Source organism: Schaalia odontolytica (assembly GCF_002847525.1).
GTDB lineage: Bacteria > Actinomycetota > Actinomycetes > Actinomycetales > Actinomycetaceae > Pauljensenia > Pauljensenia odontolytica_B.
This window is the reverse complement of record NZ_PKKM01000011.1, coordinates 1-14,252: the sequence shown is the minus strand read 5'-3', so window position 1 is coordinate 14,252 and position 14,252 is coordinate 1. Positions and strand designations below refer to the sequence as shown.

The 14,252-nt window shown below is 68.5% G+C and carries 12 protein-coding genes; 10 read left to right on the top strand and 2 right to left on the bottom strand.

The window, feature by feature from the left end:
- Positions 1-7 precede the first annotated feature (7 nt).
- From CYJ22_RS07990 to CYJ22_RS07980, 3 genes are read left to right on the top strand one after another with little or no spacing between them, the layout of a single operon-like run.
- Positions 8-673, top strand: coding sequence for an acyltransferase (locus CYJ22_RS07990; RefSeq protein ID WP_101602241.1), 666 nt, complete (start codon positions 8-10; stop codon positions 671-673).
- Complete coding sequence (locus CYJ22_RS07985) at positions 670-1,770, top strand: DegT/DnrJ/EryC1/StrS family aminotransferase (protein ID WP_101602240.1); 1,101 nt, start codon at positions 670-672, stop codon at positions 1,768-1,770. The genes CYJ22_RS07990 and CYJ22_RS07985 overlap by 4 nt, the downstream gene beginning before the upstream one ends.
- A gap of 1 nt (position 1,771) precedes the next feature.
- Positions 1,772-2,755: a Gfo/Idh/MocA family protein gene (locus tag CYJ22_RS07980; RefSeq protein ID WP_207760528.1), complete on the top strand. Its 984-nt coding sequence runs from the start codon at positions 1,772-1,774 to the stop codon at positions 2,753-2,755.
- Between the two features lie 9 nt (positions 2,756-2,764).
- Here CYJ22_RS07980 and CYJ22_RS07975 read toward each other — a convergent pair whose 3' ends face one another.
- Positions 2,765-3,868: a glycosyltransferase gene (locus CYJ22_RS07975; RefSeq protein ID WP_101602238.1), complete on the bottom strand. Its 1,104-nt coding sequence runs from the start codon at positions 3,866-3,868 to the stop codon at positions 2,765-2,767.
- A gap of 90 nt (positions 3,869-3,958) precedes the next feature.
- Between CYJ22_RS07975 and CYJ22_RS07970 the strand changes: the two genes are divergently transcribed.
- Positions 3,959-5,242 (top strand): lipopolysaccharide biosynthesis protein, encoded by a 1,284-nt coding sequence (locus CYJ22_RS07970; protein WP_101602237.1) that lies wholly within the window; start codon positions 3,959-3,961, stop codon positions 5,240-5,242.
- 21 nt (positions 5,243-5,263) lie between these two features.
- Here the strand turns inward: CYJ22_RS07970 and CYJ22_RS07965 are convergent, their stop codons facing one another.
- Positions 5,264-6,460: a glycosyltransferase gene (locus CYJ22_RS07965; protein ID WP_101602292.1), complete on the bottom strand. Its 1,197-nt coding sequence runs from the start codon at positions 6,458-6,460 to the stop codon at positions 5,264-5,266.
- Between CYJ22_RS07965 and CYJ22_RS07960 the strand changes: the two genes are divergently transcribed.
- The 6 genes from CYJ22_RS07960 (at position 6,453) to CYJ22_RS07935 (ending at position 14,122) form a co-directional block, all read left to right on the top strand.
- Positions 6,453-7,757, top strand: coding sequence for a nucleotide sugar dehydrogenase (locus tag CYJ22_RS07960; RefSeq protein ID WP_101602236.1), 1,305 nt, complete (start codon positions 6,453-6,455; stop codon positions 7,755-7,757). The two genes, CYJ22_RS07965 and CYJ22_RS07960, sit on opposite strands and share 8 nt — an antisense overlap.
- Positions 7,751-8,932: a glycosyltransferase gene (locus CYJ22_RS07955; protein ID WP_101602235.1), complete on the top strand. Its 1,182-nt coding sequence runs from the start codon at positions 7,751-7,753 to the stop codon at positions 8,930-8,932. Before CYJ22_RS07960 ends, CYJ22_RS07955 begins: the two co-directional genes overlap by 7 nt.
- Before the next feature lie 249 nt (positions 8,933-9,181).
- Entirely contained in the window at positions 9,182-11,242 is a 2,061-nt protein-coding gene (locus CYJ22_RS07950; RefSeq protein WP_007588483.1) for an N-acetylmuramoyl-L-alanine amidase, read from the top strand.
- A gap of 218 nt (positions 11,243-11,460) precedes the next feature.
- Entirely contained in the window at positions 11,461-12,741 is a 1,281-nt protein-coding gene (locus CYJ22_RS07945; protein ID WP_034496400.1) for a CorA family divalent cation transporter, read from the top strand.
- Positions 12,738-13,631: an NUDIX domain-containing protein gene (locus CYJ22_RS07940; RefSeq protein ID WP_101602234.1), complete on the top strand. Its 894-nt coding sequence runs from the start codon at positions 12,738-12,740 to the stop codon at positions 13,629-13,631. The genes CYJ22_RS07945 and CYJ22_RS07940 overlap by 4 nt, the downstream gene beginning before the upstream one ends.
- The gene (locus tag CYJ22_RS07935; protein WP_243390480.1) at positions 13,631-14,122 is read left to right on the top strand and encodes an HD domain-containing protein; all 492 of its coding nucleotides are present in this window, start codon (positions 13,631-13,633) and stop codon (positions 14,120-14,122) included. The genes CYJ22_RS07940 and CYJ22_RS07935 overlap by 1 nt, the downstream gene beginning before the upstream one ends.
- Positions 14,123-14,252: the final 130 nt, after the last annotated feature.

Genomic DNA, 14,252 nt, shown 5'->3' with positions numbered 1-14,252 from the left:
AGACACCGTGATCGAGCCCAGCGCCGACGTGGCGCCCAGCGCGATTGTCGCGCCCAGCGCCCGCGTGTGGCACCTTGCTCAGGTACGCGAGGAAGCCCGCATTGGCGAGGAGACGATCGTCGGACGCGGCGCCTACATCGGAGAAGGCGTGAGAGTTGGCGGGCGCTGCAAGATCCAGAACTACGCCCTCATCTATGAACCCGCATCCCTGGCGGATGGCGTCTTTGTCGGCCCCGCGGCCGTCTTCACGAACGACCACTGCCCCCGCGCGATCAACGCCGACGGCACTCTGAAGAGCGCGAGTGACTGGGAACGCGTCGGCGTCACCGTCGAGCGCGGCGCCGCCATCGGCGCGCGCGCCGTCTGCGTGGCGCCCGTGCGCATCGGCGCGTGGGCATCGGTCGGCGCGGGTGCCGTGGTTACCCGAGACGTGGCCCCCTACGCGCTCGTCCTCGGCGTCCCCGCGCGCCGCGTTGGGTGGGTCGGCGAGGCCGGGGTACCCCTCGTGGCCGCCGATGACACAGCCAGCGAGGCCTCGGAACGCGCGTGGGTGTGTCCGGCCTCGGGGCGCCGCTACGTCGAGCGAGACGGTGCCCTGTTGCCCGAGGACACCCGGGCCTCGTCCTCGAATGCCCCCGATGCGCCCGACCACACCCGTGAGGACCAACAGTGACGCAGCCGTTCATCCCACCCGCACGCCCGCTCATCGGCGAGGAAGAGATCGATGCGGTCGCAGCCGTCATGCGCACGGGCATGATCGCCCAGGGCCCCCAGGTTGCCGCCTTCGAGGAGGAGTTCTGCGCCGCCCTGGTGCCCGGGACACGGGCCGTCGCGGTTAACTCGGGAACCTCGGCCCTGCACCTGGGCCTGCTCGCCGCTGGGATCGGTCCGGGCGATGAGGTCATCGTCCCCTCCTTCACCTTCGCGGCCACCGCCAACTCGGTCGCCATCACGGGCGCTACCCCTGTGTTCGCCGACATCGACCCGCTCACGTTTACCCTGTCGCCTGCCGCCGTCGAGGCCGCGATCACGCCGCGCACTCGGGCCATCATGCCCGTTCACCTCTACGGCCACCCCGCCCCCATGGACGCCCTGCAGGAGATCGCCGACGCGCATGGACTCATGGTCTTCGAGGACGCCGCCCAGGCGCACGGTGCGAGCCTGCACGGGCGCGCGGTCGGCTCTTTCGGCGCTTTCGCGGCCTTCTCCTTCTACCCGACGAAAAACATGACCAGCGGCGAGGGCGGCATGGTCACCTCGAGCGACCCCGAGATCATCCGCGGCGTCAAACTCGCGCGCAACCAGGGCATGGAGACGCGCTACGCCAACGAAATCGTGGGCCTCAACAACCGCATGACCGACATCCACGCCGCCATCGGACGCGTGCAGCTCACCAAGGTTGGCGCGTGGACCCGCGCGCGCCAGGACAACGCCGCCTTCCTGGACGCCCACCTGCGAGGCGTCACCGTCCCGCACGTCGCGCCCGGCGCTACCCACGTGTATCACCAGTACACGATCCGCGTGGCCGAAGACCGCGACGGCTTTGCCGCCGCCCTGCGCGAGGAATACGGCGTCGGCTCGGGCGTCTACTACCCGATCCCGAACCACGAGCTGCCATCCCTCGCCCGCTTCGCCCCCGGCCTGGAGCTGCCGGCCACGCGCGAGGCCGCCGACCAGGTTCTCTCCCTGCCGATCTACCCGTCCCTGACGCCCGCCGAGCTGGAACGCATCGCCGAGGCCGTGAATGCGCTCGCGGAAGCGGGGGCCTGACATGAGTATTCGCCTCGGAATCCTCGGCATCGGCTCGATGGGCCGACACCACGTGCGCAACGCTCGTGCCACGCAGGGCGTGGAGCTCGTCGCGCTGGCTGACCCGGGCGGCGACCGCTTCGGTGTAGCCGGCAACCTGCCCGTCCTGGGCGGTGTCGAGGAGCTCATCGAAGCCGGCATCGACGCGGCGATCATCGCCGCTCCGACCGCCCACCACGAGGCCGCAGCCCTGGCGCTGGCCGAGGCCGGGGTGCACACCCTCGTCGAAAAGCCCCTCGCCACGAGTGTGGAGGCGGGCCGCCGCATCCGTGACGCCTTCGCGGCCGCGGGCCTCGTCGGCGCCGTCGGCTACGTCGAGCGCTGCAACCCGGCGCTCATTGATATGCGCAGGCGGATCGCGGAGGGGCAGCTCGGCGAGATCGAGCAGATCGCGACGCGCCGCCAATCGCCCTTCCCCGCCCGCATCAGCGACGTCGGCGTGGTGAAAGACCTGGCCACGCACGACGTGGACCTGGCCGCGTGGGTTGCCGGTGCCCCCTACGAGAGCATCTACGCGCGCACGTCCGCGCGCTCGGGGCGAGAGCACGAGGACATGATGGTCGCCTCGGGCGTGCTTGCGGGCGGCATCCTCGTCAACCACCTCGTCAACTGGCTGACCCCCTACAAGGACCGCACGACGATCGTGACGGGGGAGCGTGGCGCGCTCGTTGCCGACACCGCGATGGGGGACCTGACCTTCTACGAGAACGGCCACGCGCCCCTGCAGTGGGACGCCATCGCCGCCTTCCGCGGGGTGAGCGAGGGCCAGGTCGTGCGCTACGCGCTCACCAAGCGCGAACCCCTGGCGCTCGAGCACGAGCGCTTCCGCGACGCGATCCTCGGCGTGGGAAGCGAGCACGTCACCATGGACGAGGCCCTGGACAACCTGCGCGTCGTCGAGGCCATCCTCTCCTCGGCAGCCTCGGGGCGTTCTGTCGACCTGTAGGGAGCGGCGCTAGGGCGTCAGATCGGCGTAGATGGCGCGCAGTTGTTCGGTTGACGCCCGCAGCGAGCGTTCCTTGTCCACCCACGCGCGGCACTGTGCCCCGCGGTCCGCGCGTTCGTCCTCCGACCAGGCCAAGGCCTCGTCGATGGAGCGGGCGAGAGCGTCCGGCGAGCGCTCCTGTGTGAGCAGCGAGGCCCCGGGCGCGATCATCTCCGGCGTACCTCCCGTGGAATAGGCGATGACGGGAACGCCGCACGCCTGCGCCTCGAGGAGGACGAGTCCCGCGGCCTCCTGCCGCCCCTGCGTCGGCTTCGTGGGCAGGACGAGGACGTGGGCGCGGCGAATCCAGTCGCGCACCCCCTCGCGATCCAGCCGTCCCGCGAACGTCACGTGGGCAGGAGCGAGTTCGCGCAGACCCGCCTCCAGTGGCCCGTCTCCAACGAGCACGAGGCGATGCGGGCGGTTCCCCACGAGCGTGGCGGACGCCCGTGCCAGGTCGTCCACCCCCTTCAGACGGCTGAGCGCGCCCACGAACAGGACGACGGGCTCCTCGCGCGATTCTGCTGCGTTCGGGGTGGGCGTCCACCAGTGCGTGTCGACACCCTGATAGTGGACGCTCAGCCGCGCCGGATCGACGCCCGCACCCAGCGCGACGTCCGCCAGGTACCGGGTGACGGCCAGCAGCCGACTCGCGCCCTCGAAGGCCGCCTTCCGGTTGCGTGCGTTCCACGCGGCGCCCGCGCCGCGCCCGAGCCTCGGGTAGGCGTCCCCGCCGTGCAGCGTCACCACGAGGGGTGCGCCCGTGTCGCGTGCGGCCCCCACAGCCGGCAGGGACCAGGTCGCCTGATGCTGGTGAATGACGTCCGGATTCCAGGCGGCGATCGCGCGGCGCATCTGGCCCAGGCCTCGTGCCTGCGCGGCCACGCGAAGCGGGAGGGGGCTGGCGAGCGCGCGCGGAGCGGCCTCGTCAATGGGGACCGTGACGGCCGGATCGGTGATGCGCGCCGCGAGCGTGAAAGCCCGCCAATCGAGCTCCGGCATCGCGAGGGCGTGCGAGAGCGCGAAGTAGGTCGGGGGAACCAGCAGGGTTCCCTTCGTCAGGGCGACCCTCATGATTTCCACCCGAGGGTGGGCGTGGATCGGTGAGCGGGCATGCCACCATCCTAGGGGCAAGCCGCGCGCCCCAGGTGATTAAATGAGTCCATGATGAACGCCCCTGCCCGCCCCGCCCGCTCGGGCGTCCTCGCGCAGGTGCTCACCCTCCTTGGCGGCACCCTCCTCGCCCAGGTCATCGCCTTCGTCGCCCAGATCGGCGTCGCCCGCCTCTACACGGACACGGACCTGGGGTATCTGGGCATCTTCACGTCCGCTGCAACGCTCGGCGCTGCCGTCGCGGGTGCCCGCTTCGACCTCAGCATCGTCCTGCCCGCCCCGGGGGACGAGGCCTCGGCCCGGTCCCTGGCTCGCCTCGCCTCGCGCTGCGTGCTCGTCGCCTCCGCACTGGCCACCCTGATTGCGGCCGCCGCATGGCCGTGGGTGAGCGCGCGCTACGGAAGTGCGCTCGCGGGCTGGATGCTCGCCGTTGGCGTCTCCGTCCTCTTCCTGGCGCAGGGGCAGGTGTGCTCCTACTGGCTGACCCGACACCGCCGCTTCCAGGCGATCGCTCGTTCCTCCGTCGTGCGTGCCCTGGGGATCGCGGTCCTGCAGCTGGTGTGCGGTTTTGTGGCTGGTGGCGGCCTGGGTGCAGCGATTGGGGCGACGATCGCGGGCCAGGGTATCGCCGTCGCCTACCTGTCGTGGCGCGCCCGCGACGCCCGCGAGCGTCAGGCTGAGGATCCGACCCTGTGCGAGGTGGCCTCGCGCTACCGCAAGATGGCGCTCGTGGGCGTGCCCAACGTCGTCGTCGACGCGCTGCGCACGAGCGCGATTCCGATGCTCATCGCCACGTATTCCGTGGCCTCGCTCGGCCAGTTCAACATGGCGTGGCTGGCCCTGCAGGCCCCGGTCGCCCTCATCGCGGGGGCGCTGTCGCAGGTCTACCTGCCGCGCCTGTCGGACACCCCGCCCGGTGAGATGACCCGAGTCGTCGTGCGTGTTGGTGGCATCGCCTTGGGATGCTCGATCCCCGTGTTCGCGATGCTCGCGTGGGTGAGCCCGGCACTCTTCCCCCTCGTGTTCGGGGTGCGCTGGGAGGCTGCCGGATACTTTGCGCGCTCCCTGGCCCCGTGGCTAGCCCTGACGGTCGCGACCTCACCGCTGTCGAATGTCTTCGTTGCGACCTACCACCAGCGGCGCATGCTGGCCTTCGCGTGCGTGTACTGTGCGGCGCCGCTGATCTGGCTCGCGTCCAGCCCCTACGGAGTGGAGACCACGGTTGCCGTGCTGGGCGTCCTCATGGCTGCGCTGCTGGTGGGCATGCTGGCGATGGCGTTCCTGACGGCGCGCGCCTACGACCGCGGGGACGGGCAGCGGCCTCAGGCCTCGTGAAACCCTTGTGAAACCTGTGTTTTATGGGCGGGCTCGCGCGGCGAGGGCCCGCTCGTAGGCCTCGCGCAGGCGCGCGGCACCCTCCTCCCAGGTGGGGATCGTGGGCGCGGTGAAAGCCCCGATGTCCTCGCGCGTGATGGACTCCAGGGCCCCGATGAGGTCGCGCTCCGGATCCTCCAGCACCCACGTGTCGGCCTGATCGCCCAGGTATCGGCGGGCCTCGGACAGGGGAGAACACAGCGCGGGCACCCCGGCCGCGAAGGCCTCCATCATCTTGTTGGGCGTGGACATGCGGTGCGACAGGCACCCCGACTCGATGAGGCACAGCGCGACGTCAGCGCCGCGCGTCATAGCCAGCACCTGATCCGGCTCCACGGGCGGCAGGCGGTGGATGTTCGTGTGCTGCGCTGCGGCCCGCTCGACCTCGGGAAGAAGCGCGCCCGCTCCGACGAAAACCACGTGTGCGCTTGTCACCTGCTCAAACGCGCGCAGAATCAGGGGAATATTGCGCCCGGGCGCCAGGTAGCCCGAATGCAGGTACAGGAGAGCGCCCTCGGGGATCCCCAGCTGCGCGCGCAGGTCGATGACCCCGTCCGCGCCCGTCGGGGCATTTGTCACGACGACGGGATCCACGCCCGGGTAGGCCTCGCGGTACCACTGCGCGATCGACTCATTGACCACGGACACCACGTCCGCACGCCGGATATAGCGGCGCTCAATGACGCGCTGGAGGCGCTGGCGCAGGCCTGCCGACCCAACCGTCTCCGTCTCCAGCTCGTGCGCGTTGTACGCAAATACCGCGCCCGTGCGCCGCGCCAACGCGTGCGCGAGGGGAAGCAAGAACAGGTTCTGCGCGGAGACGGCCGCGACGCGCTGCCTCGCGAACCGCCGGTACACGCGGGCGCCCCACGCCACGACGACCCTCGGACCACCCAGGGGCGCACCCAGGGAGGCTCCCCGAATCCGCGTGAGGCGCACGGTGGGGGCCACGGCCTCGTCCGTGGGGAGCCCGCCCTGATCGATGCCGACGACGTGGGTGCGTGAGAAAAGCGGGGACAGTGAACGCGCGATCTTCACCAGGCGACCGGGCGAGGCCAGGTTCGACGGGTAGAGCAGGAGATTGAGCGCGCGATCCACGCCCCCATTGTAGGTGGGGCGGGGCACTACACTGGAGGGGAACAACGAGGCCGGAGACGGAAAGGGGAGCCACATGCGCATCGCGGTCGTCGGCATGGGCAAGATCGGTTTGCCGCTGGCGGTGCACTACGCGCGCGGCGGGCACACCGTCGTTGGCGTGGATGTGAACCCCAGCGTGGCCGCCCTCATTAACGAGGGGGTCGAACCCTTCCCGGGTGAGGCGCACCTGGCCGAGTACCTGCCCCCGCTTGCTTCCTCCGGCACCCTGCGTGCCACCACCGAGTACGCCGAGGCGATCCCCGGCTCCGACGCGGTCGTCATGGTCGTGCCCCTCGTCGTCGATGACGAGAGCCGCCCCGACTTCCGCATCATGGACGCCGCCACCCGCTCCATGGCCGAGCACCTGACGCCCGGCACCCTCGTCTCCTACGAGACCACCCTGCCCGTGGGCACGACGCGCGGACGCTACAAGCCCCTCATCGAGGAGGTCTCCGGCCTGGTTGAGGGCCGCGACTTCGATGTCGTGTTCTCGCCCGAGCGCGTCCTCACCGGCCGGGTTTTCGCCGACCTAGCACGCTACCCGAAGCTCGTGGGGGGCCTCAGCGAAGCCGGCGAGGCGCGCGGCGTTTCCTTCTACGAGGCCGTCCTCTCCTTCGATGAGCGCGACGACCTGCCGCGCCCGAACGGCGTGTGGTCCATGGGCGGGGCCGAGGCCGCTGAAATGGCCAAGCTTGCCGAGACTACGTACCGGGACGTCAATATCGGCTTGGCCAACCAGTTCGCGCGCTACGCGGACGCGGTCGGCATCGACGTCGCTCGCGTCATCGAGGCCTGCAACTCCCAGCCCTACTCCCACATTCACCGGCCCGGCATCGCGGTCGGCGGCCACTGCATCCCTGTCTATCCGCGCCTCTACCTGGCCGGGGACCCGGACGCGACCGTCGTGTCCGCCGCGCGTGCCGCGAACGCCGCCATGCCCGCCTACGCGGTCTCGCGTGCCGCCGCCCTGCTGGGGTCCCTGGAGGGCCTGCACGTCGCGGTCCTGGGCGCCGCCTACCGCGGCGGGGTGAAGGAAACCGCCTTCTCCGGCGTCTTCGGCGTCACCTGTGCGCTGCGCGAGGCCGGGGCGCAGGTGAGCGTGCACGATCCGCTCTATTCCGACGATGAGCTGTCAGCCTTCGGGTGGGACGCCTACCACCTCGGAGAGCCGGTGGACGTCGCCATCGTCCAAGCCGACCACGTCGCCTACCGGGACCTGGTGCCCGCTGACCTGCCCGGCGTGCGCCTCCTCGTCGATGGCCGCGCCATCACCTCACCCGAGGCGTGGGCTGGAACACCGCGCATCACCATCGGCGGGGGAAGCACTCCCGAATGCTAGTCACTCTCGCAACCCGCACCTTTACACCCGAGCCGACGGCCGCCGCGCTGCGCCTCGGGGCACTTGCTCGCGCGCTCGCCGCAGGCGGAGACAGGGTCCGAGTCCTCACCTCGCGCCTGGCTCCCTCCGTCGCCCGCGACGCCCGTCAATCCGCCGGACGTGGCGCCGATCCGGGGGACGGGGCAGACCTCGTCGAGGTTCGCCGCGCCCCCGTCCTGCGCGACCGCACGGGAGCGGTTCGCGGATACGTGTCCTACATGTCCTTCGATGTTCCCCTCGTCGCCCGGCTGCTCACCGGTCCGCGCCCCGACGTGGTTGTCTCCGAGCCTCCGCCCACGACCGGAGCTGCCGTACGCATTGCATGCGCGGTGCGCCGTGTCCCCTACGTCTACTACTGCGCCGACATTGTCTCGGATGCCGCCGCGCTCGCGGGCGTGCCCGGCCTCGTCGTGCGCACGGTCGCGGGGCTGGAGTCTTTTGCGCTGCGCGGTGCCCGCCGCGTCATCGCCGTTTCCGACGGGGTCGCTTGCCGCGCCCGTGACCTGGGGGCTCGGGACGTCACGGTCGTTCCCAACGGGGTACGCGTGCCAGACGCGGTGGCCACCGGCGCTCCCGAAGGATTCCCCACCTGCGACGGCCCCGTCTTCGTCTACGCGGGAACGGTCGCCCAGTGGCTGGCCCCCGAGGTCTTCGTCGATGCCTTCGAGCGCGCGCGAGCGCGGCTCGGGGACGCGCGCCTCGTGTTCGTGGGGCAGGGGAGCGGATGGGATGCCCTCGCCGAGCACTGCCGAGGCGTGGCCGGCGTCGACATGATCCCCGCCGTCAGCGCCGAGGAAGCGGACCGGTGGATGGCACGAGCCGCCGCGACGCTCGCCTCGCTGCGACCGGGCGGGTACGACTACGCCTACCCGACGAAGATTCTCGCCTCCCTCGCGCAGGGCACTCCCGTCATCTACGCGGGTCCGGGCCAGGCCGCCCGTGACATCGCGGAGGGGGAACTCGGAGTCGCGTGCAACCTCGACGCTGATGAGGTCGCCGAGGCCATGGTGGCCTGTGCGTCGGGCACTGCCGCCTGGGTGGGTGCTGAGGGTGCGCGCGCCTGGGTGAGCGCGCATCGGTCAGTCGAGGCCTCATCGCGCGCTGCGGCCGCGGTGGTTCGGTCGGCGCTCGCGTAGGCCTTCGGTTTTCTCCCTCGGGTTGACGCGGCTGAGTGGCGTTATTCCTGGCCATGAGTGCTGTCGATGGCGCGTCGGTGCGTCCCGATGTGCTTACGCATTGGTGGAGGAGGCTCCGGCCTCGTCTCACATGCAAAAAGCTATGACTTCAGTTTATGCCGGTTCATGCGTGTAACTATTCTCATGTTTACAGTTACAACATAAGCACCTACAATCACGACTGTCACATCAGCAACTTGAAGGATCACTATGCGCTCCTCGTGGAGGACCATCGTCGCCGGGCTCACCCTGGCCCTCGGCGCAGCCGCAGCGGCCCTCGTGCCGCCCGCGCACGCAGCAGGCATCACGATCGCCATCGACCCCGGGCACGGCGGCTCCGACCCCGGCGCGGTCGCAAACGGCCTGCGTGAGAAGGACCTGACCCTCGCGGTCTCGCTGGCCCTGAAGGAAGAACTGGAAAGCTACGACGGCGTCCGCGTCGTTATGACCCGCACGACGGACACCCGTCCCTCGGAAAACATCAGCACCGACCTGTCGAGCCGCGTCGAGATGGCCGCAGCCGCGGATGCGGACGCCCTCGTCTCCATCCACTTCAACTCGGGCGCGCCCATCGCGAAGGGCGCGGAGGTCTGGTACGCGAACTCTTCCTCGTACAACTACGGCACCCACACGCAGGGCCGCACCCTGTCCAACGCCATCCAGAAGCAGCTGACCGGCCTTGGGCTGGCTGATCGCGGCATCAAGACGCGTGACAACCCCTACTACGACTACCCGGATGGCTCGACCGGCGACTACTACGCCATCATCCGCCAGGCTCGCGAAGAGAACATGACCGGCGTCATCGTCGAGCATGCCTTCGTGACCTCTGCATCCGACGCAGCCCTCCTGCGCGATGAGAACTTCGTGCGTTCCCTCGGTATCGCCGACGCGACCGGCATCGCCCAGGCGTACGGCCTGAGCAAGGGCACCTGGCGTGCCACGGGCGACTCCTGGAGCTTCATCTCCAACGGCGCGGCCAAGACCGGCTGGTTCTCTGCCGGCGGTCGCTGGTACTGGGCTGGCTCTAACAAGCAGACGATCCGCGGATGGTCCACCATCAACGGTCGCCGCTACTTCTTCGATGACTCCACCGCCATGGTGACGGGCTGGAAGAAGGAAGACGGCAAGTGGTACTACCTGCGTCCCGCCGGCGACATGGCCACCGGCTGGGTGAAGGTCGCCGGCTCCTGGTACTACATGAACGCCGACGGCGTCATGGTCACCGGCTGGCTCAAGGATGGCAACGACTGGTACTGGCTGCGCGCCAACGGTGCGGCCGCGATTGGCTGGACCAACGTCGATGGCGCCTGGTACCTCTTCGAGGAGGACGCGCGCATGCTCACCGGCTGGCAGCTGACTGAGGATGACAACCGCTGGTACTACATGCGATCCAGCGGCCAGATGGTCACCGGCTGGCTCCTCGACGCCGGCAAGTGGTACTACCTGGATGGTGAGGGCGCCATGATGACCGGATGGACCAAGGTGGGCGACACCTGGTACCACCTGAACTCCTCCGGCGCGATGAGCACCGGCTGGCTCCTGGACGGTGCCTGGTACTGGCTGGACCCGAACTCGGGCGCCATGGCGACGGGTACGGTCACCGTTGAGGGCCGCGCATCGAACTTTGCTTCCTCCGGCGCGTGGCTGGGCTACGCGGACGGCAGCGAGGCTCCGGCGGCCTCCCGCAGCGCCTCGCGCAGCGCCTCCGTCACGAACGCCTCCGGTCAGCGCCTCATCATGAGTGCCCCCACTGCCTCGCGCGCGGAGATTATCGACGCGATGGAAGATGCCTGGGATCAGGCCGGCTACAGCTACCCGAGCGCCCTGGCCGCTGGCGGTGCGCCGACGATCCGCGACTTCGCGTCCATCGTCTACGACGAGGCCGTGGCCGAGGGCGTGTCCCCCGAGCTGGTCTTCGTCCAGGCGATGAAGGAGACGGGCTGGCTGCGATTCGGCGGCGACGTGACCGTCAGCCAGTACAACTTCTCCGGCATTGGCGCGGTCGGCGGCGGCGCGAAGGGCGCCTCCTTCCCGGACGTTCGCACCGGCATCCGCGCCCAGGTCCAGCACCTGCGCGCCTACGCGGACTCCTCGGCGACCACGGCGTCGCTCGCGAACGCGGTCGTCGACCCGCGCTTCACCTACGTGCGCAAGGGCGCGGCCCCCGTGGTCGAGTACCTGGGCATTCAGGAGAACCCCAACCGCACCGGCTGGGCCGCAGCCAAGAACTACGGCTACGACCTGGTGTCCATGATGAAGGCGTACTTCTGAGAGTTCTTCCGTGACGAGGCCGGGGCCGGCTGCGCGATTCAGCGTGGCTGGCCCCGGCCTCGTTTATCTGCGGCGCGCACATATGGTGCCCTCCGGTGCGGCATCTGCGTGACCGACTACAATCTCAAAGAGCAGTGTGTTCCCACGGCCTCGTGCTGTGGACCGCCTGAGCTGCGGACAACTACGTGTCAACGACTTCGAATGGAGGTGCCCGGGCGATGAGCTCCTACAGCAAGACGTACGCGTCTGATCCTCAGCTCTGGGACGCGGACGCGAGCTTCCTGCTGAAGTGCCAGTACACAGACGGGACGCAGGCAGTCATCCTGTCCGGATGGCACCGCCGGGCCATGGAATTCGAGAATCCGATCGTTCTGCCCCCGCTGGACGATGGTGAGAGCTACCGGTACTGCCCCATCGGCGCAGATCCCCATCGCGAGAATCCGTGGAACGACATCGACAGGTACGAGCTCGAGGTGTCGCTCGATGGCGCGCACGACGGCGAAATCTCCTCGCTCCTCGACAAGCTCATGGCGCCGACCGTCGCTCACGCGCTGATGGCTTCCATGCCGGAGATGATCCAGCGGGTGTCGGCGAACAAAACGAACGTGCCCCTGCAGATCGATGACGACACGAGGATTAGGTACGTCGATCTGCTGACCCAGAACCTGCCGGCCCGATCCGGTGATACCTCCGAGCCGCTTCGCGCCCTTCATCGCTGGTGCCGGATTTTCGACATGGGCAACGGCACCGTCTCGATCTATCAGCCGGTCTCGCCAGACCAGCTCGACAACCTTCGCTGGCCACACAACGGCATCTGGCTGAACCGCGGACAGGCATACTTCACCGAGCTGTCGGACGTGGGCAACATCGTTGAGGCATTCTCGATCCCCATCAAGTACGAGCAATACAACCTCGAGAACTGGCGGATTGAGTTCGAATTCTGGGAGAACGAGCCCTTCCAGATCATGATCAGCGACGATTCGGAGGAAGCCACGCAGCGCCTCGGGCGGGCGCAGCGAGAAATCGGCGTACTCTCGCAGTTCGTGACCACGGCGTTCCTCGTGTCCAGGAACCTCGAACGCCGTTCCAAGGTCAACGAACTCGTGACCGGGAACGAGGCCCTGCAGGGCCTTGCGACGCGCAAGGTCGCCGAACTCAAGGCGACGATCGAAGAATACCGACGGCTGCTCGAGCGGGCGTCCGGCCTGCTCGCGAACACCGCTCAGTCCGTCCAGGCCGTCGCGAACCAGGAAAACGCCGAGGCCGCGCAGCGAACGAACACGTTCCTCACCTTCGCGTCCGCAGTCTTTTTCGTCCCGACGCTCATCATCTCTTTCTTCTCGATGTCCATCATTGGCCTCAACCAGGGCGAAACTCTTCCCTCGCTCTGGTTCGTGCTCGCCCTGTGCCTGGCGAGCGTGGTCGTCGCGATCGGCGTTCTCGTTGTCTTGAGGCGTCAGCTGAGGAAGAGTCGACACAAGGCCCCAAGGAGGCGATGACGATGTTCTCCACCATCACGTCAGGCGAGATCCGGCAGGCGCTGGAGCACGTGTCGCGCCAGTACCTGGCGGGCAACCTCTCTCGGCCCCAGGCGGTCGCACACTACGACACGAGCGATCTGGAAATCGGGATCACGTCCTATTCCGACGATGCGAGCGAGCAGCCGCACTTTCATACGCAGGCCACCGAGTACCAGTACATGCTGTCCGGGTGGACACAGTACCTGGACACGGACACCGGCGAGGAGCACGAGTTCCGTTCGGGCGACTTCTACGTCATCGAACCCGGGACGACATACGCGCAGCGCTCGAAGCGGGGGACGCAGATCCTCTTCATCAAGGTTCCCTCCACGAATGACAAGAACGTCGTCACCCCTGGCCCGGATGTCGAGGCCTGGCTGGCCTCGGCCCTGAGGACGACGCGCGTGGACTACTCGCACGCTCCCGATGCGCCGGCTGCCAACTCGATCGTCCCCGCCGCAGCGGTCGCCATCGAGCGCGAGGGGCACATCCTCATGCTCCAGCGCCGAGATAGCGGGAATTGGGCGCTCCCGGGCGGCACCCTCGAACTCGGCGAAAGCCTCGCCGAGTGCGCGGTCCGCGAGCTCAAGGAGGAGACCGGCCTCGACGTGCGGGTGACCGGGATTGTCGGCACCTACACGGACCCGGACGTGCGCATCGCATACTCCGACGGGGAAGTGCGCCAGGAGTTCACCGTCGTTTTTCACGGGGTGTCTGAGGGCCACGAGGTGTCCCTCGACTCTGAATCCACGGGTTTCCGATGGGTGCCGAAGGAGAAGCTCCTCGATCTGAGCCTCGCGGACTCTCAGCGTCGCAGGCTCGAGGATCTCCTGCGGTATCTGGCCGACGGTACGCAAAGGATCGCATGATGAACGACTCGACGCCGGCAATCGGCATGGATGAGAACCGGCTGCGCCACTGCCGCGGCGTGGGGATGAAGGCCTCCGAGCTGGGGCGGACCCTGTTTGGCTGGTCGGACGACAAGTGCCGCGAGATGTTCGTGATGGGCTACCTGCATGATGTCGGCTATCAATTCGCTCAGGAACAGTCCGAGCACGAGGAACTCGGAGGTGCGCTGCTGCGCTCCCTGGGGTTCACGTACTGGGCGGAGATCTTCCATCACGGCGATCCCGACAGCAACTACCAGTCGGATGAGCTCCTGGTGCTTAACCTGGCGGACATGTTGACGTCGAGGGACGGCAGCGCCACGACCATCCCTGCGCGCCTGACGGACATCGCGAGTCGCTACGGCGTTGAATCAACGCAGTACGTGGCGGCGAAGAAGCTTGCAGACGTGCTCGTCGCGCAGGTGCGGGAGATCGACGGTTCGCAGGAAGTAGCGTCCCGCATAGTGGTGTAACCGTGGGTGGTCGGCCCGTTTGATATGGGTGCGGTCACCGTGTGATCCTTCGAGAAAGCTCTCTACTTCTGACTCGAAACGATTTGGAGGCACAACGATGACCGCTCCTCATATTATCGACCCTGCTGGC

What these genes read in the sequence shown, in the direction of transcription:
- CYJ22_RS07970 (WP_101602237.1), top strand. Translation starts at nt 3,959, where the DNA reads ATGATGAACGCCCCTGCCCGCCCCGCCCGCTCGGGCGTCCTCGCGCAG.
- CYJ22_RS07975 (WP_101602238.1), bottom strand. Translation starts at nt 3,868, where the DNA reads ATGAGGGTCGCCCTGACGAAGGGAACCCTGCTGGTTCCCCCGACCTAC.
- CYJ22_RS07955 (WP_101602235.1), top strand. Translation starts at nt 7,751, where the DNA reads ATGCTAGTCACTCTCGCAACCCGCACCTTTACACCCGAGCCGACGGCC.
- CYJ22_RS07965 (WP_101602292.1), bottom strand. Translation starts at nt 6,460, where the DNA reads ATGCGCATGTGGCTCCCCTTTCCGTCTCCGGCCTCGTTGTTCCCCTCC.
- CYJ22_RS07945 (WP_034496400.1), top strand. Translation starts at nt 11,461, where the DNA reads ATGAGCTCCTACAGCAAGACGTACGCGTCTGATCCTCAGCTCTGGGAC.
- CYJ22_RS07935 (WP_243390480.1), top strand. Translation starts at nt 13,631, where the DNA reads ATGAACGACTCGACGCCGGCAATCGGCATGGATGAGAACCGGCTGCGC.
- CYJ22_RS07980 (WP_207760528.1), top strand. Translation starts at nt 1,772, where the DNA reads ATGAGTATTCGCCTCGGAATCCTCGGCATCGGCTCGATGGGCCGACAC.
- CYJ22_RS07960 (WP_101602236.1), top strand. Translation starts at nt 6,453, where the DNA reads ATGCGCATCGCGGTCGTCGGCATGGGCAAGATCGGTTTGCCGCTGGCG.
- CYJ22_RS07940 (WP_101602234.1), top strand. Translation starts at nt 12,738, where the DNA reads ATGACGATGTTCTCCACCATCACGTCAGGCGAGATCCGGCAGGCGCTG.
- CYJ22_RS07950 (WP_007588483.1), top strand. Translation starts at nt 9,182, where the DNA reads ATGCGCTCCTCGTGGAGGACCATCGTCGCCGGGCTCACCCTGGCCCTC.